Origin of the sequence: Halorubrum lacusprofundi ATCC 49239 (assembly GCF_000022205.1) — an archaeon.
Classification (GTDB): Archaea; Halobacteriota; Halobacteria; order Halobacteriales; family Haloferacaceae; genus Halorubrum; species Halorubrum lacusprofundi.
Genome location: NC_012029.1, coordinates 2,219,484 through 2,236,782 on the forward strand (window position 1 = coordinate 2,219,484; position 17,299 = coordinate 2,236,782).

Sequence of the window (17,299 nt, forward strand, 5' to 3'; positions counted from 1 at the left end):
CACCGTCCCGCCGTCGCCTCGCTGCCGTCCCGGTATCGGCGACTTCTTGCCGCTCGCCGGACAGCTACTGGTATGCGTGACTCACAGCGAGCGTTCCTCAACGACCTACTCGCCACCGCTAGCCCCTCCGGCTTCGAGACGCCGAGCCAGCGAGTCTGGACCGACTACGTTCGCGGCTTCGCCGACGAGGTCTCCGTCGACGCCTACGGCAACGCCGTCGCCGTTCACGAGGGCGACCCCGACGCGCCCACCATCGCCCTGACCGGCCACGCCGACGAGATCGGATTCATCGTCCGCGACGTGCTCGACGACGGTTTCCTGCGGATCTCCCGGATCGGCGGCTCCGACCGCACCGTCTCGAAGGGCCAGCACGTCACCGTCCACGCCGACGAGCCGGTGCAGGGCGTGATCGGTCAGACCGCGATCCACCTGCGGGACCGCTCGGAAGACGAGTACGAGAAGATCGCCGAGCAGTTCGTCGACATCGGCGCGGCTGACGCCGAAGAGGCGCGCGAGTGCGTCGAGATCGGCGATCCCGTCACATTCTCGACCGAGGTGGAAGAGCTGGTTGGCGACCGGATCGCCGCCCGCGGTATCGACAACCGGACCGGCACGTGGGCAGCCGCGGAAGGGCTCCGCCGCGCGACCGAGCGTGACATCGACGCCACCGTCTACGCCATTTCCACGGTACAGGAGGAGGTCGGGCTCCAGGGCGCCCAGATGGTCGGCGTCGACCTCGAGACGGTGGACGCGTTCGTCGCCGTCGACGTCACTCACGCCACCGATAACCCCGATGTCGACGGAGAACACCGAGGCCCGGTCGAGCTCGGCTCCGGACCCGTGATCGCCCGTGGCAGCGCGAACCACCCCGTCCTCGTCGACCTCGCGCGCGACGCCGCGGCCGCTGCCGACATCGACGTACAGCTACAGGCGGCCGGCACGCGAACTGGTACCGACGCCGACGCCTTCTACACCGTTCAGGGCGGTGTCCCGTCGCTCAACGTCTCGATCCCGAACCGCTACATGCACACCCCGGTCGAAGTGGTCGACATCGCCGACCTCGATGCCGTCGCCGATCTCCTCGCCGCGATCGCCGACGGCGCGGGCGACGCCACGCCCTTCGCCGTCGACGTGTGAGCGACGCGTTACGCCGGTGAGAGCGCAACGGCTGGCCACGGTAAACCGAGGCATGGCGGGGGCAAAACGGAACTGTTTTACAATATCCATCCATACCCGTAATTGCGTCAAAGAGACGTGCGCTCTGGTGGTGTAGTCCGGCCAATCATATCACCCTCTCACGGTGATGACCTGGGTTCGAATCCCAGCCGGAGCATTTCTGCGACGAACTGACCGTTGAGCGACAGCGTCTGCGACAGTCGTATTCTACCGCGACAGCGACGAGTGATCTCGCCGCGTCGATCAGATATCGGGTTCGGACGGCACGATAGCGAGCAATTACTAATCCCACATATATACAAGAATAGTGGTATGTTGGGCACAGAAAGTACTCCGTGGCTCAAATTGAGTGTCACGACACCGGTAGAGATCGTCTATCAGCGCGATTTCGACTCTCGCCATAGTTGAAAAGGCGTGATTCGGATCAGTTTAAAATCGAGTGAGTAAGTGTAGTACTAGTTATGAATAGAGTGTGAAATAGAGAGTATAAACACAGCACTTGCTTGTGCGGATATTCGTTCTTCGAACCGCAAGCCTGCGGTTGATCTACAAAAAATACCAGATCTCAATGATAAATAGTATTCTGATAGCTTGGCAGATAGACGATGCGTCGGGCGAGCTGTGGCGGTCATGTCGTGAATCACCATTTCACCCACTCACTCGTCGTCGGTCTCGGCCTCGCTCGTGCAGCCGCAGCCGCCCCGCCGGATCAGTTCCCCGACCGGCGCGTCGGTCCCGCAGTTCGGGCAGACAGCGCGCACGTCGACGAGCACGTCGTAATCGCCCCGATCCAGTTCTCCCGCGTTCGCGAGCGACGAGATGGCCGACTCGGCGACCGCCGAGACCCGTCCCTGAAGCTTCTCGATGGTCTCGACCTTTCGGTCGGCCATGTCGTCGTCCGCCGCTGGGAGGCTCGCCTCGCGCTCCTGCGTGAGATACGTGTGGATCGCCTGATGAGTGACGAAGTCCCCGGTCAGCTCGTCGACGTCGACGCCTTCGCGTTCGAGACGGCGACGCGCCCGTGTCGCCGCCGACCCGGATTCGCCTCGCAGGGCCTCGTACGTGGTCGACACGTCGACGCTGAGCGACGAGATCCCGGACTCGCGGAGGGCCGCCTCCAGCACTGCCTCGTTGAACTCGTCGGCGAGGTCCCGCAGGCTCGTCCGCTCGCCCGCCTCGCCGGTCCACGCCGCCTCCAAGTTCGCGCCCATGCCGTCGAGGTCGTACTCCCGAATCACCCGTGCAACCTTTGTGTTCATGTTCGTGCCACTCGCTTCGGTGGTCATGCTCGGACTTCGACCCCGAGCGTGACAAAAACATCGGTGTGGCGACCCACCGAGCCGGCGTATCGATCCGTCGAATACCCGGAGCGCGATCGAGCTGGAACAGCCCTCGGAGAGGGCCGGCCGCCGCTGGTGGGATCCGAGATTCACGGCACCGAGTAGGAACGATTAATCGGCCGTTTGAATATATTAAATAGAATAGACAGTTCGAGATAACCATACGATATATTATATTCTTTGAGTGGGGGGGGGTTGAGCATCCGTCGGCTATCTCCAACACGGTGACTGCCGCGCGGGTCCGGGTGGAACAGGGACGCCGCCCGCTCATATGTGCCGTCACACTGAGGGACGCCGCCCGCTCATGTGTGCCGTCACACTGCGGCGGATCCAATCTCACCACCCGAGTGAATACCGGCGACGGGAGGCCAATTTCTGGACAGTGTTCCACCGTTCAGTACGCTTATTATACTCTCGCTCGGAATGCCGTACATGGCTTCTCATACGGTGGTTCCGGAACCCGCAGAATACCCGGATCCGGCGACAACGGACCACATCACGTACAACCCCTCGTTCGTGGAGTTACGCGAGCTATCGGCAGACGACGAAGTGACGACGGAGTACGGGTCACCGTCGTACGTGAGCGAGTATCGGTCGCGGAGTGCCGACGCGACGGCGAACGCCGTCGACGACGACTTCGGCGACGCGGATTACGACGTGTTCGATCGCGGGGTCGAGTGGGTCAACGATCCGAACAATGACGTCGTCTGCGTCGACCGGGTCGTCGGTCGGCACGCGGAGACTTCGTACGTGTGCCGGCTGTACCTCCCTGCCGAATACGGACGGATCGCGCTCTCGTGGGCGAAGCTCCTTGAGCCGGCCCACGGCCAACCGCCGGAGTTCGTCACGGTACAGTTGCCCGATGCGACAGCCGATCCGCAGATCCGCGTTCATCCGGAACACGGCGTCACGACGGTCCTCGGCAGCGATTACACCGGTGAAGCGAAGAAGTCGTTCCTCCGGCTGTTCATGCACCGCGCGAAGCGACAGGGCGGGTTGGGCCTTCACGCGGGAAGCAAGCGCGTCACGCTCGCCGACGGAGACGACACCCGTGACGTGGGACAACTGTTCCTCGGCCTTTCTGGTACTGGAAAGTCGACGTTGACCAGCCACGGCCTTTGGCTCGACGATCCAGAGGGCGTCGAGATGATCCAAGACGACGTCTGCGCGCTCCTCCCCTCGGGGACGGTCACCGGGAGCGAGGGCGGCGGCCTCTACGTGAAGACGATCGGACTCGACGCGTCGGAACAGCCGGAGCTACACCGCGCTGCGACGAACGAAAGCGCCGTCTTAGAGAACGTCGCCGTTGATGACGACGGCACCGTCCACTTCGATGAGCCCCGCTACGGACGCAACGCGCGGGCGACCATCCGGCGGGACCAGCTGGAGAGTTCGGCGGATGACATCGACCTGGACCGCGTGGATCAGGTGTTTTTCATCACCCGGAACCCACTCATGCCCCCGATCGCGCGCCTCAGCACCGAACAGGCCGCGATCGCGTTTATGCTCGGGGAGTCCGTCGAGACGAGCGCGGGCGACCCCTCGCGGGTGGGAGAGTCGATCCGGGTCGTGGGTACCAATCCGTTCATCGTCGGCTCCGAGGGCGAGGAGGGGAACCGGTTCCGCGACCTCATCGCTGACCTCGACATCGAGTGCTACGTCATCAACACGGGCGCGGTGGGGACCGACGATCCGATCGACGTCGGCGTCGAAGAGACCGTCGCCGTGCTGGAGGGAGCCGCCCGGAACCGTATTGAGTGGGGGTACAACGACGATCTGGGGTTGACCGTCCCGAGCAGTGTCCCGGGCATCGACATCGGGCAGTTCTCCGTTGCCGATCGCGTCGACGACTTCGAGGCGGCCCGGGACGCGCTCCGTGACGACCGTCGCGACTACCTCGACCGCTTCGCCGACCTCGACGACGAGATCCGCAACGCGATGTACTAGCGGGGCGCTTCGGGCGGCATCGGACGCGACGACGAAAGAGATCAGAGCATCAGTCGGCGCCGTGTCGCAGCGTGCGGCCGCAGTTACGGCAGACGAGCGAGCCGTGGTCTCTCGCGACTGTATCGCTACACCGGGAGCATGTCCATCGCATACCCAAACAGAGGTTCGGTAGACAGATAACTATTACCCGGCGATCGTCACGTTATGTCACGCTTACCACGACCGATCACGAATTACCACGGTGATAACTCGAAGATACCCTTCTACCTCACCGCCGACGACGCTCCCTTGGCGATCCTCGACGGACAGCTCGACGTGTGGCGGCCCGCGACGTGCCAGGCGGCCGTGCAATCCCGGTGCCTTTCTATCATTCAGAACATTTATGTTTGTTGTCTATATTGATCAATCAGGATGGACACCAAACATCCGGTGCGAACGACCGAGAAGACCCTCGCGCTGGTGGAGGAGCTGATGGACCGTGGGCCGTGTGGGGTGACGGAGTTGGCAGAGGGCTTAGAGATGGGGAAAAGCGCGGTCCACAACCATCTCACGACGCTCCAGAAGCACGGGTACGTGTTGAAGACCGGCGATACGTATCAGCTCGGGCTGAAGTTCCTCGAAGTCGGCGGCTCCACCCGAAAGTCGATGGAGTTCTATCAGGTGGCCGAGCCGGAGGTGAAATCGCTCGCAAACGAGACCGGCGAGCTCGCGAATCTCCTCGTCGAGGAGCAGGGAATGGGCGTGTACCTAATGCGATCGAAAGGCGAAGTCGCCGTCGACCTCGACACCTACGCCGGGCTCAGGACCCACCTCCACGCCACCGCACTCGGGAAATCCATCCTCGCGCACCTGCCCGGATCCCGCGTCGAGGAGATCATCGAGCGGCGCGGTCTGGAACGGAAGACTCCACGCAGCGTCGGCTCTCGGGAGGAGCTGTTCGAGGCGTTGGAGTGCGTTCGCGACCGAGGATACGCGATCGACGATGGGGAGCGGCTCGAAGGACTACGCTGTATCGCGGCCCCGGTCAAGAATTCCTCGGATGAGGTGCTGGGAGCGATCAGCGTGTCGGCGCCCGCCAGCCGCGTCAGCGACGACGACCTCCACGGCCGACTTCCCGAACGGGTGCTCAGCGCAGCCAACGTCGTCGAACTAAACATCAACTACTGAATCGGCGTTCTGTAACACAGAACGCACCCCGGGCAGAATTTGAACACCGATACGAGGATTTTAAAGGCTCAGACGCCTGTTTCTGGCCGATCGCGATCGGTCTTGTGGACATGATTACATACTTATAGACGTAATGTAACTAGACAGACCTTCGGACAGTACGTTCTGTAAAACAGAACAATGAGGGTGCCATCCGGAACACAGACGCGATCGGCGTTCCATTCGATCGTCGCTCGACGAGGCGTGCAGTTCGCGACCCGAGCGCGAGTGTATCGTCGAGGCAGTGTCGGGATGATCGAGACCGCCACTGGTCGCCCGCACCCCAGCCGTACGCCTGCCAGTCGCCGTCGGCGTACCGGTGCCGCCGTCGTCCTCGATGGAGTCGGCGGCCTCGTCGTCGCGCTCCTGAAAGCGCGACCGTAATAGCTCGGACCGCGGCTACTCGTCGGTCTGTTCCAGCAAGCCCGTCATATACCCGATCGCGAACAGCCGACCCATGTCGGTGTAGCCCGCCTGCGCCTCGTCGCGGTGGTCTTCGTCGAGCATCCGCGGGACGTGATCGGGGCGGATCGGCCCGTCGAAACCGGCCTCGCGGTACGCCTCTATCGCGGCGAGCATGTCTGTGGGCCCGTCGTCCTGCCACGTCTCGACGAACGACTCGGGTGTTCCGTCGACATCCCGGAAGTGTACGAAGTGGATCCGATCGCCGAACCGCCGGATCGTCTCGGGAATATCGGCGCCCATCGCGGCGTAGTTGCCCTGACAGAACGTCAGCCCGTGGTTCGGGCTGTCGTGGAGATCGAGGATGCGCTGGACGTTCTCCACGGAGTTGACCAGCCGCGGAACGCCCCGCACGGAGTCGACGGGCGGGTCGTCGGGATGAAGCGCGAGGTCGACGCCGGCCTCCTCGGCCACGGGGACGACCTCGTCGAGGAAGTATTCGAGGTTCTCCCAGAGCTCCGCTTCCGTCACGTCGACGGGGTAATCCGACGCGCGTTCCGATTGCTCGTGGTTGTAGGCCGTCGTTCGGGAGTCGCCGCGCAGCGGGACCTCGTCGGCGGTGCGCAGGACGCCGACCGGGTTCTCCGTCCAGACCCAACAGTAGACACCGATACCTGCTCGTCCCATGTTCCGGATGAGCCGCTTGACCGTCTCGATCTCCTCGTCGCGACCGTCTCGTCCGAGCACGACATTCGTCATTGGGGGACGGTCTTCCACCACGTCCAGCGAGAGCCCGTGGTCCGCGAACCGGTTTTTGGTCCGGAGAAGCGAGTCGTACGTCCACCACTCGTCTTCCCCCCAGAACCTGACGACGGCGGTCGAGACGCCGAGCTGACGCGCGAGGGTCCACCGACGGTCGGGACGCGGCGGCAGCATTATTGTCGTGTCCATACGTCGCCTTCGCGGCCTATCGCAATAGCGGTTGCGCGAGCTCATCGAGGACCCGCCCCGTATGAAACTCGTCTCTTACCGAGAGAAGTCGGACGGTCGCCCGTGGGACAGACGGGACAGCGACCGGTTCAGTAGTTGTCGTAGACGGTCTTCTCGATCGTGTAGAACTCCATCCCTGCGTCGCCCTGCTCGCGCCAAGTCTCCGACGAGGAGCGCTTAAACCCGCCGAACGGCACGTGGAGTTCGAGCCCGGTCGTCTTCTCGTTGACCTTCACGACGCCGGCCTCTGCCTCGTCGATAAACCGGTTGGCCTCGGTGTGGTCGTCGGTGACCACACTGGCCGAGAGTCCGTACTCCACGTCGTTGGCGACGTTGAGTCCCTCGTCGAAGTCGCTGACCTCGATGACGGCGACCACCGGGCCGAACACTTCCTCACACGCGATCGTGTCGTCGTTGTCCACGTCGGTAAAGACGGTCGGCTCGACGAAGTGCCCGCTCTCGACCGCGTCGCCGGTGGGCTTCTCGCCGCCCGCCGCGACCGTCGCGCCCTCCTCGCGGGCTACGTCGATGTATTCGAGCGTCGACTCCAGTTCGTCGGCGCTGACCTGCGGCCCCATCTCGTGGTCGAGCCCGGGGCCGATGTCGATGGCCTCGGCCCGGTCGACGAGCTCGTCGACGAACTCGTCGTACACGTCCTCGTGAACGACGGCGCGGGAACACGCCGTACACGACTGGCCGGTCGTCCCGAAGCCGCCGGTCGCGACGATCTCGGCGGCTTCCGCGGGGTCGGCCGAATCGGTGACCAGCGTGGGGTTCTTCCCGCCCATCTCGGTCTGCACCCGCTTGCCGGCGTCCGTGGCCTGATCGTAGACCATCTCGCCGACCTGTCCGCTGCCGGTGAAGGAGACGGCGTCGGTGCCCTCGTTCGTGATGAACTCGTTGCCGACCGAACTCCCCGGCCCGGTCACGACGTTGAGCACGCCGTCGGGGAGCCCCGCCTCGTCTAAGGCCTCCGTGACAGCGAACACGACGCCCGGCGCAGCGCTCGCGGGCTTGATGACCACGGAGTTGCCCGCCGCGAGCGCGGGGGCGAGCTTCCACACCGGGATGGCGATGGGGTAGTTCCACGGCGTGATCAGGGCCGCGACACCGACCGGCTCCTCGCGCGTGTAGAGGGTCGTATCGCGGCTGCTCGACCCTTTCATCGTTCCACCGAGGTCCGAGGCCTTGCCCGCGAAGTAGTGGAAGATGTCGATCGCGCGCTGTACCTCGCCGGCCGCCTCGGGACGGGCCTTCCCCTCCTCCTCGACGAGCATCGCGGTGAGCTCGTCCTTCCGATCGGCGAGGATCGTCCCCGCCTTCCGGAGGATCCGACCGCGCTCTGGACCGGGCGTGGTCGCCCACTCATCCTGTGCGTCGGCCGCCGCCTCGACCGCCTCGGCGGCGTCCGCCGCGCTGGACTGTTGATAGCTCGCCACCGTCTCGTCGGGAGCCGCGGGATTGTGAACCTCGAACGTTTCTCCCGTCTCCGAGGAGACCCACTCTCCGCCGACGTAGTTCTGATTAAGGTCAGCCACGTACCCGTCCTCGCGATCAACGTATACTATTCTTACGGTTTCAGCGATCCAAGAGATGTCGCCAGAATCCGTCGAGAGACATCGCCGGCACTCGTCGAGAGTATCGCGGGTGCGTGCTGAGGGGTGTCGTCCAATACACTTTTGCAGATAGCTGCGAACGTCGAGTCATGTCAGCCGCCGATTATCTCAAAACCGTCAGGGACCGGGACTGGGAGCAGTTGGAGTCGGGAACGCTCCGTATCGCGATTATCAGTCTCGGGTGGTGGACCCGCGAACAGGCGATCCCCGCGGTCGCCGACTCGAAGTTCTGTGAGACCACGGTCCTCGTTAGCAGCAGCCGTGAAAAGGCGTCCGCGGCCGCCGAGGAGATACCGACCGTCGAGGCCGCGCTCACCTACGAGGAGTTCACGGACGCGGAAGCGACCGACGAGTACGACGCGGCCTACATCTGCACGCCGAACGCGCTCCACCTGCCGTACGCGGAGGCCGCCGCCGAACACGGGAAGGCCATACTCTGTGAGAAGCCCGTCGAGGCGACCCGCGAGCGCGCTGAACAGCTCGTCGAGGCCACCGAGAACATTCCGCTGATGGTCGCCTACCGGATGCAGACCGACCCGCAGGTCCGCCGGATGCGCGAGTTGATCGCGGAGGGCGCCATCGGCGACCCCGTGGCCGTTCACGGGAGCATGAGCCAGCAGATGCTCGACACCGTCTCCGATGACACCGATCAGTGGCGCCTCGATCCCGACCTCGTCGGGTACGGCGCGAGCGTGATGGATCTGGGCATCTACCCGCTCAACACCGCGCGGTTCGTCCTCGATGCCGACCCCGTCAGCGTGACCGCCCAGATGCAGTCCGTCGACACCGCGTTCCGCAACGTGCCCGACCAACACACCGCCTTCACGATCCGGTTCGACGACGGGACGCAGGCGGCCTGCACGGCCAGCCAGCACGCCGCGTACACGGGCCACTTCCGCGTCATCGGCACCGACGGCGAGCTGGTCCTCGAACCCGCCTTCCTCGGACAGCCCGAGCAGACGCTGACGCTCCACAGCGACGGCCGGCGTCTGGAGGTCGCCGACGGCCGGCGGGACGTGATGCAAGACGAGATGATCGAGGAGTTCGACTACTTCGCCGACCGCGTGATCCGCGAGGCACCGATCCACCCCGACGGCGACCACGCCCTCGTCGACATGCGCGCGCTCGAAGCGATCTACGACGCCGCCGAAACCGGGACGACGGTGTCGGTGTAGGCTTCGCCGTCTCGATGGGCGGTCACACCGGCGCTACGCTGTCCAGCCCGCCCCGACTTTCTCTGCCCGTCGAGGATGTCCAGCACCTCGTTCGCGAACAGGACGATCGGAGCGACAGACCGTATCACCCCGCCCCCATGTCGTGCTCGCGAAGTTCCCCACAAACTTTACTATCGGGTTCAGGAATATGTAGACGCTAATGGTCGATCACGACAAGCTCCGCGACCCCAACGCGGAGTACACCATGCGGGACCTCTCGGCGGAGACGATGGACATCACGAACTCGCGGGGCGGTGTCCGTGACGCCGAGATTACGGACGTACAGACGACGATGGTCGACGGCAACTACCCGTGGATCCTCGTCCGCGTCTACACCGACGCGGGCGTCGTCGGCACCGGGGAGTCCTACTGGGGCGGCGGCGACACCGCCATCATCGAGCGCATGAAACCGTTCATCGTCGGGGAGAACCCGCTCGATATCGACCGGCTGTACGAGCACCTCGTCCAGAAGATGTCGGGTGAGGGCTCGATCTCGGGGAAGGTCATCTCCGCCATCTCCGGTATCGAGATCGCGCTCCACGACGCCGCCGGGAAGCTCCTCGACGTGCCCGCCTACCAGCTCGTCGGCGGGAAGTACCGCGACGAGGTCCGGGTCTACTGCGACCTCCACACCGAGAACGAGGCCGACCCGCAGGCGTGCGCCGCCGAGGCCGAGCGCGTCGTCGAGAACTTCGGCTACGACGCCATCAAGTTCGACCTCGATGTGCCGTCCGGCCACGAGAAAGACCGCGCCAACCGCCACCTCCGCAACCCCGAGATCGATCACAAGGTCGACATCGTGGAGGCGACCACCGAGGCCGTCGGCGACAAGGCCGACGTGGCCTTCGACTGCCACTGGTCGTTCACCGGCGGCTCCGCGAAGCGCCTCGCGGAGGCCCTCGAGGAGTACGACGTGTGGTGGCTCGAAGACCCCGTGCCGCCGGAGAACCACGACGTGCAAGAGGAAGTGACGAAGTCGACGACGACGCCCATCGCGGTCGGCGAGAACGTCTATCGGAAGCACGGCCAGCGGACCCTCCTCGAACCGCAGGCCGTCGACATCGTCGCGCCCGACCTGCCGCGCGTCGGCGGGATGCGCGAGACCCGCAAGATCGCGGATCTGGCGGACATGTACTACATCCCGGTGGCGATGCACAACGTCTCCTCGCCGATTGGCACGATGGCGTCCGCGCACGTCGGCGCCGCCATTCCGAACTCGCTCGCACTGGAGTACCACTCCTACGAGCTCGGCTGGTGGGAAGATCTGGTCGAAGAGGACAATCTCATCGAAGAGGGCCGTATGGAGATCCCGGAGGAACCCGGTCTCGGCCTGACGCTGAACCTTGACGCCGTCGGAGAGCACATGGTCGAAGGCGAGACGTTGTTCGACGAGGCGTGAGCCGGAGTCGAGCTCGATAGACGAGGGGAGCGAGTCTATCGGTGTTCGACGAGGCGTGAGCCGGAGTCGAGCTCGATAGACGAGGGGAGCGAGTCTATCGGTGTTCGACGAGGCGTGAGCCGGAGTCGAGCTCGATAGACGAGGGGAGCGAGTCTATCGGTGTTCGACGAGGCGTGAGCCCGATCGGGGACAGCCGGGCTCAACGGTCGCGTTGGCGGTACTCTTATAATGGCGTCTGCGCATCAACAGGGTATGCGGTATTACCGACTCCCCGGCGGAGAGCACAGCGAGGGGTCCGGCTCGCTCGTCGTCGTCGACGACGGCGACGCCTACGACCTGTCAACGGCATCAGACGATCTCGGGTCGTTCACCCAGCTCGCTCGCGCCGCGAACGCGTGCGACGAGTCCATCGATTCCATCGCTCGGGACCGGATCTCCGACTCGGAGTCGGTGGCGTTCGACGACGACGACGTACTCCTGCCGGTGACGGCCGACGAGGTGTGGGCCGCGGGGGTCACGTACCAGATCAGCGAACAGGCGCGCGAGGCCGAGAGCGGCAAGCCCGAGGTGTACATCGACGTCTACGACAGCGAGCGCCCGGAGCTGTTCTTGAAGGCGACGCCCTCGCGGACAGTCGGCCCCAACGAGGCCATCGGGATCCGCGGCGACTCCACGTGGGACGTGCCGGAGCCGGAGCTCGGCGTCGTGCTCCACCGCGAAGAGGTCGTTGGCTACACGATCGGCAACGACGTATCGAGCCGAGCCATCGAAGGCGAGAACCCGCTGTACCTCCCGCAGGCGAAGGTGTACGACCGATGCTGTTCGGTCGGCCCGTGCGTGGCGACAGCGGATGTCGTCGACGATCCCCACGACCTCGAGATGGCGCTCAGCATCGAGCGCGACGGCGAGGTCGTCTTCGAGGACTCGACGTCGACGAACGAGATGGCGACCACCTGCGAAAACCTCGTTTCGTACCTCCGGCGGCACAACAACCTCCCGGAGACCGTCGTCCTGCTGACCGGCACCGCACTCGTGCCGCCGGAGTCGTTCACGCTCACCGAGGGTGACCAGGTCACGATCGACATCGACAAGATCGGACAGCTCGTCAACGACACTATCGTCGTCTGACGGCCCTCTAAATCGAACCGGAAGTACGCGTCGCCAGCGACCGGCATCCGATCGAGGAGCTCGTCGTCGCGGACCCTCTCGGCGACGCCGATGACAGAGTCGTTCTCGATATCAGAACAGATGTTCCGCTCGTCGATTCTCGACGTTTTGATATATCTCGTGTAAACCGTCCGATCGGAATTTCTCAGGCGTGCATAGACATCTGTCCGAGTCGTAAAGATGGGACTTCTGTTCTGGAATAGAGAACACATGGTCTCGGCAGTGACGCGGCTCAGAGGGAGCGCCCCACACAGAGACTCGCCGTATCAGCCGAAAGCAGCCGCCGCAGTACGTCTAAACAGCGCCGACTCTCTACCCGCCCCCCGATCGACATCACTCGTTCTGACATTGCGAACGGAAATCGTGTTACAAACGTATTGCTGTAATTCTACTATCTCCTCGGATGCTCCGGAAGGACGAGAAACAGAGAACGGGGAGCGTCGACCGCGGGTCCGAGACCGCGGCCGACAGTCGATCGGTCGTCAGTCGATGTTCTCGACGTAGGCGTACTCCTCGGGGAGGGCGTCGGCGTCCTCCGGCAGCAGCGCAGCGACGAGGTAGTCGGCGTGCGTCCGGAAGTAGTCGACGACGCGCGCGATTCGATCCGAGTCGATAGCCTCCAGTGAGTCGAGCAGGATGAATGGGACCGTCTCGTGAACGTCGTGGACGAGATATCCTGCGAGCGCGAACACGAGCCCCGTCACCTCCCGTTCGCTCTCCGAGAGGTGGTCCACGGTGTCCTCGTAGGCCGTTCCGTCCGGCGACGAGCGAACGATGTGGAGGTCGAATCGAGTCCGCATGACCTTGCGACGGCCCTCGCGGACCTCCGTCTCCCGGCGCTCGATCCAGATCCGGTCGAGGTTCTCGTACTCCAGAATGTCGAGGACGGTCCCCATGTGCTCGTTGAACTCTTCGACGGCGTTCTCCTCGATGCGGTCGACACGCGTCCGCAGCTCTGTCAGCCGGTCGGCGAGCTCCTCGCGCTCCGCCTTCAGGTCCTCGCGGCGTTCGATCGCGGCCTCCCGCTCATCGATCTCGTCGTCGATCTCGTCGATCTTGTCTTCGATCCGCTCGATCCGGAGCTCGATCCCGTTCGCCTCGCGGTGGAGCTCCAGCGCCTCGTCGTAGCCGTCGACGTCGATCGACTCGGCGTCCGCCTCCAGCTCCTCGATCTCCTCGCGCTTCGATGCGATCCGGTCTTCCAGATCCGCGATCCGCGACTCGGTCGATTCGATCTCGGTTTCGACCGCGTCGAGCCGCTCCTTAGCGCGCTCGATCTCGCGTTGGGCCTCGCGGATCGCCGACTGCTCGTCGGTGAGCTCCTGTATCTCAGCGCGGATCTCGTTGCGCTCGTCGAGCTTGTCGGAGCGGAGTTCCCGGAGTCGATCGAGGGTCGCCTCGATTTGATCGGTCTCGACCTCGGATCCGCAGGTCCAACAGACCGTCTGGTCGCCCGCGGTCAGCGCGTCGGTCGGTTCGTCAGTAGTCGGTTCCCCGTCGATGTCGATCCCCGAGCCGTCCACCATGTCCTCGTTGAAGCCGATGACGCTCCCGAGTTCGTTGACGTCGTCGTCGAGGGAGCGCTTCCGGCGGCGCAGCTCGTCTATGCGCCCGGCGAGGCGGTCCGGGTTCTCGTCGGGGTCTTCGGCCTCCTCGACCGTCTCCCGAAGCTCTTCGCGCTCCGACTTCAGCTCGGCGAGCGTCGAGCGCTCCGTTTCGAGGTCGAACTCGAGGTCGTCGAGGGCGGAACGGGCGTCGCGGACCCGCTGGAACGCCTCCTCCATCTCCTGTTTGCGCGTCCGGCTCTCCTCCACCCCGGTGTCGAGATCGTCGAGCTTCTCGCGTACCGACTGGAGGTCTTCTTCCGCCGCCTCCAGCTCCTCGACCTTCTCGCGGCGATCCGCTTCGAGGTTGGGCAGGTCGCGTTCGAGGCTGTCGAGTTTCTCGATCTCGGTCTCCAGATCGTCGCGCTCGCGCTTGCACTCGCGGATCTCCGCGTCGATCGAGTCGGTGTCGATCGGACGCATGATGATCTCGCGGAGGTCGTCACCGCGCGCAACAGCTTGGCGCGCCTCGTTGTTCTCCAGCAGGAACGCGAACAGGTCGGCCAGTTCCGGATCGTCGAGATAGGGATCGCCGCCGAACGCGACGGAGTCACCGCGGCGTTGCAGCGTCCGTGTGTACGTCTCGTCGCCGAGTTCGAGCGCCACCTCGCCCTCCTCGGCGTCGCCCTTCAGCGAGCTCTGCCGGCTCCCCAGTCCGGCCATCAGCGCCTGCAGGAAGGAAGTCCGATTCGTCGCGTTTCGCCCGGTCAAAATCGATACGCCGTCGGGGAGCGTCACCGATGCCTCGTCGATCCCACCGATGTTCCGGACATCGACGCGAACGACAGGTTTGGAGATATGATCCATCGATATGATCAAAAAAACGGTACTAGCGGTGTTAAATCTATCCTTCGCCGTCGAACGCCGAGACACCGAACCGCCCCGTCGACGTCGACGCGTCGGATGGCTACCGAGAGACTGGGAGCGGCGCTGGTCTCGATCGGCTGGTGCCGCCACGACATGTATGTCGATTATCGTAGTATTCAAAAGAACCATAAGAGAATAGAAAGATCTACGGACTCCAAATTTTGATATCGTTTTAATTGGGTTATCAAGATATTTTAGTCGAATACGGTCAGTTTTCTCCGAATATAGTGGCAGAACGGAGAATATGTGCAAGACATACACTCCATTTTCAGCGTTCTGTAAACATAATTAAGACATATTTAAACAAGCGGGGGAGAATTGGTGTGCCGATTGTGTACCTCTAAACCCGACACACATCCGTTTTAAACGACGATTTCCGTCCTCCTATCGTTTCCCTGCGATCCGGTTGGAACTCTCTGTGACTTCGGTTCCGTGGACGAAATCGGACACCACCATACCGGTTTAATACCAATTTACGTGTTAGTATTTGAAATTGGTGTGTTGGCGATAATCGGTGGCCGATCGGAACCAGTTGGAGTCGCTCGGAGACCGTCGAATACACCCGGAGACTGCGATCCCAATCGCTAACTCGCGCTGTGTCCCACACCCGGACATGGACCGCTTCCGGAACACGGGACAGCCGGACTGGGACTGGTGGGGACGGGTGTGGCCGACGCCGGGCGCCACCCTCCGCCAGCTCGGGCTCGTGCCTGGGGACCGCGTCGTCGAGATTGGCAGCGGAAACGGCTACTTCGCACTGCCCGCGGCGCGGATTGCCGACCCGGCGACCGTGTACGCCGTCGACGTCGATAGGTCGCTGCTCGCCGAACTCGACGCGCTCGCGACGGAGCAGGGGATCGACAACATCACCGCCATCAAGGGGGACGCTCGGGCGCTCTCGGAGCTGCTCCCCGAGCCCGTGGATTTCGCGCTGCTCGCGAACGCGTTTCATGGTATCGAGGACCGTACCGCGTTCGTCGAGGCCGTCGCCGCTGCGCTCGCCGTCGACGGCCGGTTCGCCGTGGTGAACTGGCGCGACCGGCCGCGCGAGGAGACGATGATCGGCGGCGAGCCTAGAGGGCCGCCCACCGATCTGCGCCTCTCGCCGGAGGCGACGCGCCGGGCCGTCGAGGAGGCGAGTGACCTACGCCTCGCGCAGGAGGTCGACCTCCCGCCGTACCACTACGGGCTCGTCTTCGAGCGCTGAGAGCGAGGTCGCGTCAGTCCAGCGCCGCCAGCGCCTCCGCCGCCTCGCGCGCCGCCTGCAGGTGGTCGCGAGCGCGTCGCGGGTCGTCCGTCTCCTCGGCCGCGCGGGCGAACCGCGCCAGCGTCCGCGTCAGCGACGCGCGGGCGTCGGCGACGGTCTCCGATCCGGCGGACTCGGCTGGCGGGGTCGTCGTCGGATCGTCACGCGATTTCTCGGTGGTCGGCTGGGGTGAGACCGCGTTCGAGGTGGCGGAGTTCTGACTCGCGCTCGCGGGAGCCGACTGATCCGCAGCCGGGGACTCCGACGCGTCTCGCTCTTTCTGCGGCGGGCTCTCATCGCTGTCCCCGGTCTTCACGACTGTTCGGGGCGCGTTCCCCGCCTCTTCCAGCGCCGCGGTCTGCGCACTCTCCTGCGACTCGCCCCGCGCGCCGTCGCCCGAGCCGATCGCCTGACACGACGGGCAGAACTCCTGCCCGTCGTGGCGGAAGATGGGATCGCCGCAGTCGTCGCAGTGGCGGTTCGTCATCGTCGCTCCCTGCAACAGTAGCTCGGACATCCGCTGGGTGTGTTCGCGCTTCTCGTCGTCGTCCGCGAGCTTCTCGCGGAGCTTCTCGCGTTCGGCCTCCTTGTCAAACCCGTCGCTCATGCGCGGACGAACGTGACTCACGAGCAAAAGTCCGGTGGGCTCGGGACGGTCGGAATCGGTTGGCAGAGAAGACGACCTATTCCTCGGTCTTCGTGCGGTCGTCGGGGTCGAGCTCGTCGCGGTGGATCTTCGAGCCGTCCTGCGCGACCTGCCGGCCCAGCACCGCGCACTTTACGCGCATCGGAGAGATGTCGACGCCGAGCATCTCGGTGATGTCGTCGGTGTCGAGCGCGTCGAGCTCCTCGATGGACATCCCGTGGAGCCGCTCGGAGAGCATACTCGCGGAGGCCATGGAGATGGCGCAGCCGTCGCCGGTGAACCGCACCGCCTTGATCGTCTCGCCCGCGTCGTCGAGGGCGACCTGCATCTGGATCGTGTCGCCGCAGGAGGGGTTCTCGCCGACGTGAGTGAAGTCGGGGTCCTCGAGTTCCCCGTAGTTGCGCGGGTTCTTGTAGTGGTCGAGGATCTGCTGCCGGTACATGTCCGAGCCCAGTCCCATATTGGTCACGAATAGACCC

Annotated in this window: 13 protein-coding genes and 1 tRNA gene; 8 read left to right on the top strand and 6 right to left on the bottom strand. The window is 64.3% G+C overall.

Annotated elements, in window-relative coordinates:
- The first annotated feature begins 72 nt into the window (after positions 1–72).
- Complete coding sequence (locus tag HLAC_RS11100; protein ID WP_015910932.1) at positions 73–1,137, top strand: M20/M25/M40 family metallo-hydrolase; 1,065 nt, start codon at positions 73–75, stop codon at positions 1,135–1,137.
- Positions 1,138–1,258: 121 nt separating this feature from the next.
- Positions 1,259–1,333, top strand: a tRNA-Glu gene (locus HLAC_RS11105).
- Between the two features lie 499 nt (positions 1,334–1,832).
- Here HLAC_RS11105 and rdfA read toward each other — a convergent pair.
- Positions 1,833–2,462: a rod-determining factor RdfA gene (rdfA, locus tag HLAC_RS11110; protein ID WP_015910933.1), complete on the bottom strand. Its 630-nt coding sequence runs from the start codon at positions 2,460–2,462 to the stop codon at positions 1,833–1,835.
- A gap of 486 nt (positions 2,463–2,948) precedes the next feature.
- On the opposite strand from rdfA, the gene HLAC_RS11115 reads away from it, so the two are divergent.
- Together HLAC_RS11115 and xacR are read left to right on the top strand one after the other, a co-directional pair.
- Positions 2,949–4,463, top strand: a complete 1,515-nt coding sequence (locus tag HLAC_RS11115; protein WP_015910934.1) for a phosphoenolpyruvate carboxykinase (ATP) — start codon at positions 2,949–2,951, stop codon at positions 4,461–4,463.
- Positions 4,464–4,874: 411 nt separating this feature from the next.
- Positions 4,875–5,630 carry an HTH-type transcriptional regulator XacR gene (gene xacR / locus HLAC_RS11120; RefSeq protein WP_015910936.1) on the top strand — a complete coding sequence of 252 codons (756 nt, stop codon included), beginning with the start codon at positions 4,875–4,877 and terminating at the stop codon, positions 5,628–5,630.
- A 438-nt stretch (positions 5,631–6,068) separates the two neighbouring features.
- Here the strand turns inward: xacR and HLAC_RS11125 are convergent, their stop codons facing one another.
- Entirely contained in the window at positions 6,069–7,022 is a 954-nt protein-coding gene (locus tag HLAC_RS11125) for a mannonate dehydratase (protein ID WP_015910937.1), read from the bottom strand.
- 128 nt (positions 7,023–7,150) lie between these two features.
- Complete coding sequence (gene xacF, locus HLAC_RS11130) at positions 7,151–8,599, bottom strand: 2,5-dioxovalerate dehydrogenase (protein ID WP_015910938.1); 1,449 nt, start codon at positions 8,597–8,599, stop codon at positions 7,151–7,153.
- 167 nt (positions 8,600–8,766) lie between these two features.
- On the opposite strand from xacF, the gene gfo6 reads away from it, so the two are divergent.
- The 3 genes from gfo6 (at position 8,767) to HLAC_RS11145 (ending at position 12,418) form a co-directional block, all read left to right on the top strand.
- Complete coding sequence (gene gfo6 / locus HLAC_RS11135) at positions 8,767–9,852, top strand: D-xylose 1-dehydrogenase Gfo6 (RefSeq protein WP_015910939.1); 1,086 nt, start codon at positions 8,767–8,769, stop codon at positions 9,850–9,852.
- 199 nt (positions 9,853–10,051) lie between these two features.
- Entirely contained in the window at positions 10,052–11,290 is a 1,239-nt protein-coding gene (locus HLAC_RS11140) for a mandelate racemase/muconate lactonizing enzyme family protein (RefSeq protein ID WP_015910940.1), read from the top strand.
- A gap of 252 nt (positions 11,291–11,542) precedes the next feature.
- On the top strand, positions 11,543–12,418 hold the full coding sequence (locus HLAC_RS11145; RefSeq protein WP_049933571.1) for a fumarylacetoacetate hydrolase family protein: 876 nt from the start codon (positions 11,543–11,545) through the stop codon (positions 12,416–12,418).
- A 521-nt stretch (positions 12,419–12,939) separates the two neighbouring features.
- On the opposite strand, the gene HLAC_RS11150 is transcribed toward HLAC_RS11145, so the two are convergent.
- Positions 12,940–14,868 (bottom strand): archaea-specific SMC-related protein, encoded by a 1,929-nt coding sequence (locus HLAC_RS11150; RefSeq protein ID WP_015910942.1) that lies wholly within the window; start codon positions 14,866–14,868, stop codon positions 12,940–12,942.
- Between the two features lie 673 nt (positions 14,869–15,541).
- Between HLAC_RS11150 and HLAC_RS11155 the strand changes: the two genes are divergently transcribed.
- Entirely contained in the window at positions 15,542–16,135 is a 594-nt protein-coding gene (locus tag HLAC_RS11155; protein ID WP_015910943.1) for a class I SAM-dependent methyltransferase, read from the top strand.
- A gap of 13 nt (positions 16,136–16,148) precedes the next feature.
- On the opposite strand, the gene HLAC_RS11160 is transcribed toward HLAC_RS11155, so the two are convergent.
- The gene (locus HLAC_RS11160) at positions 16,149–16,781 is read right to left on the bottom strand and encodes an Sjogren's syndrome/scleroderma autoantigen 1 family protein (RefSeq protein ID WP_015910944.1); all 633 of its coding nucleotides are present in this window, start codon (positions 16,779–16,781) and stop codon (positions 16,149–16,151) included.
- A 76-nt stretch (positions 16,782–16,857) separates the two neighbouring features.
- Entirely contained in the window at positions 16,858–17,280 is a 423-nt protein-coding gene (gene sufU, locus HLAC_RS11165; protein WP_015910945.1) for a Fe-S cluster assembly sulfur transfer protein SufU, read from the bottom strand.
- Between the last annotated feature and the right edge of the window lie 19 nt (positions 17,281–17,299).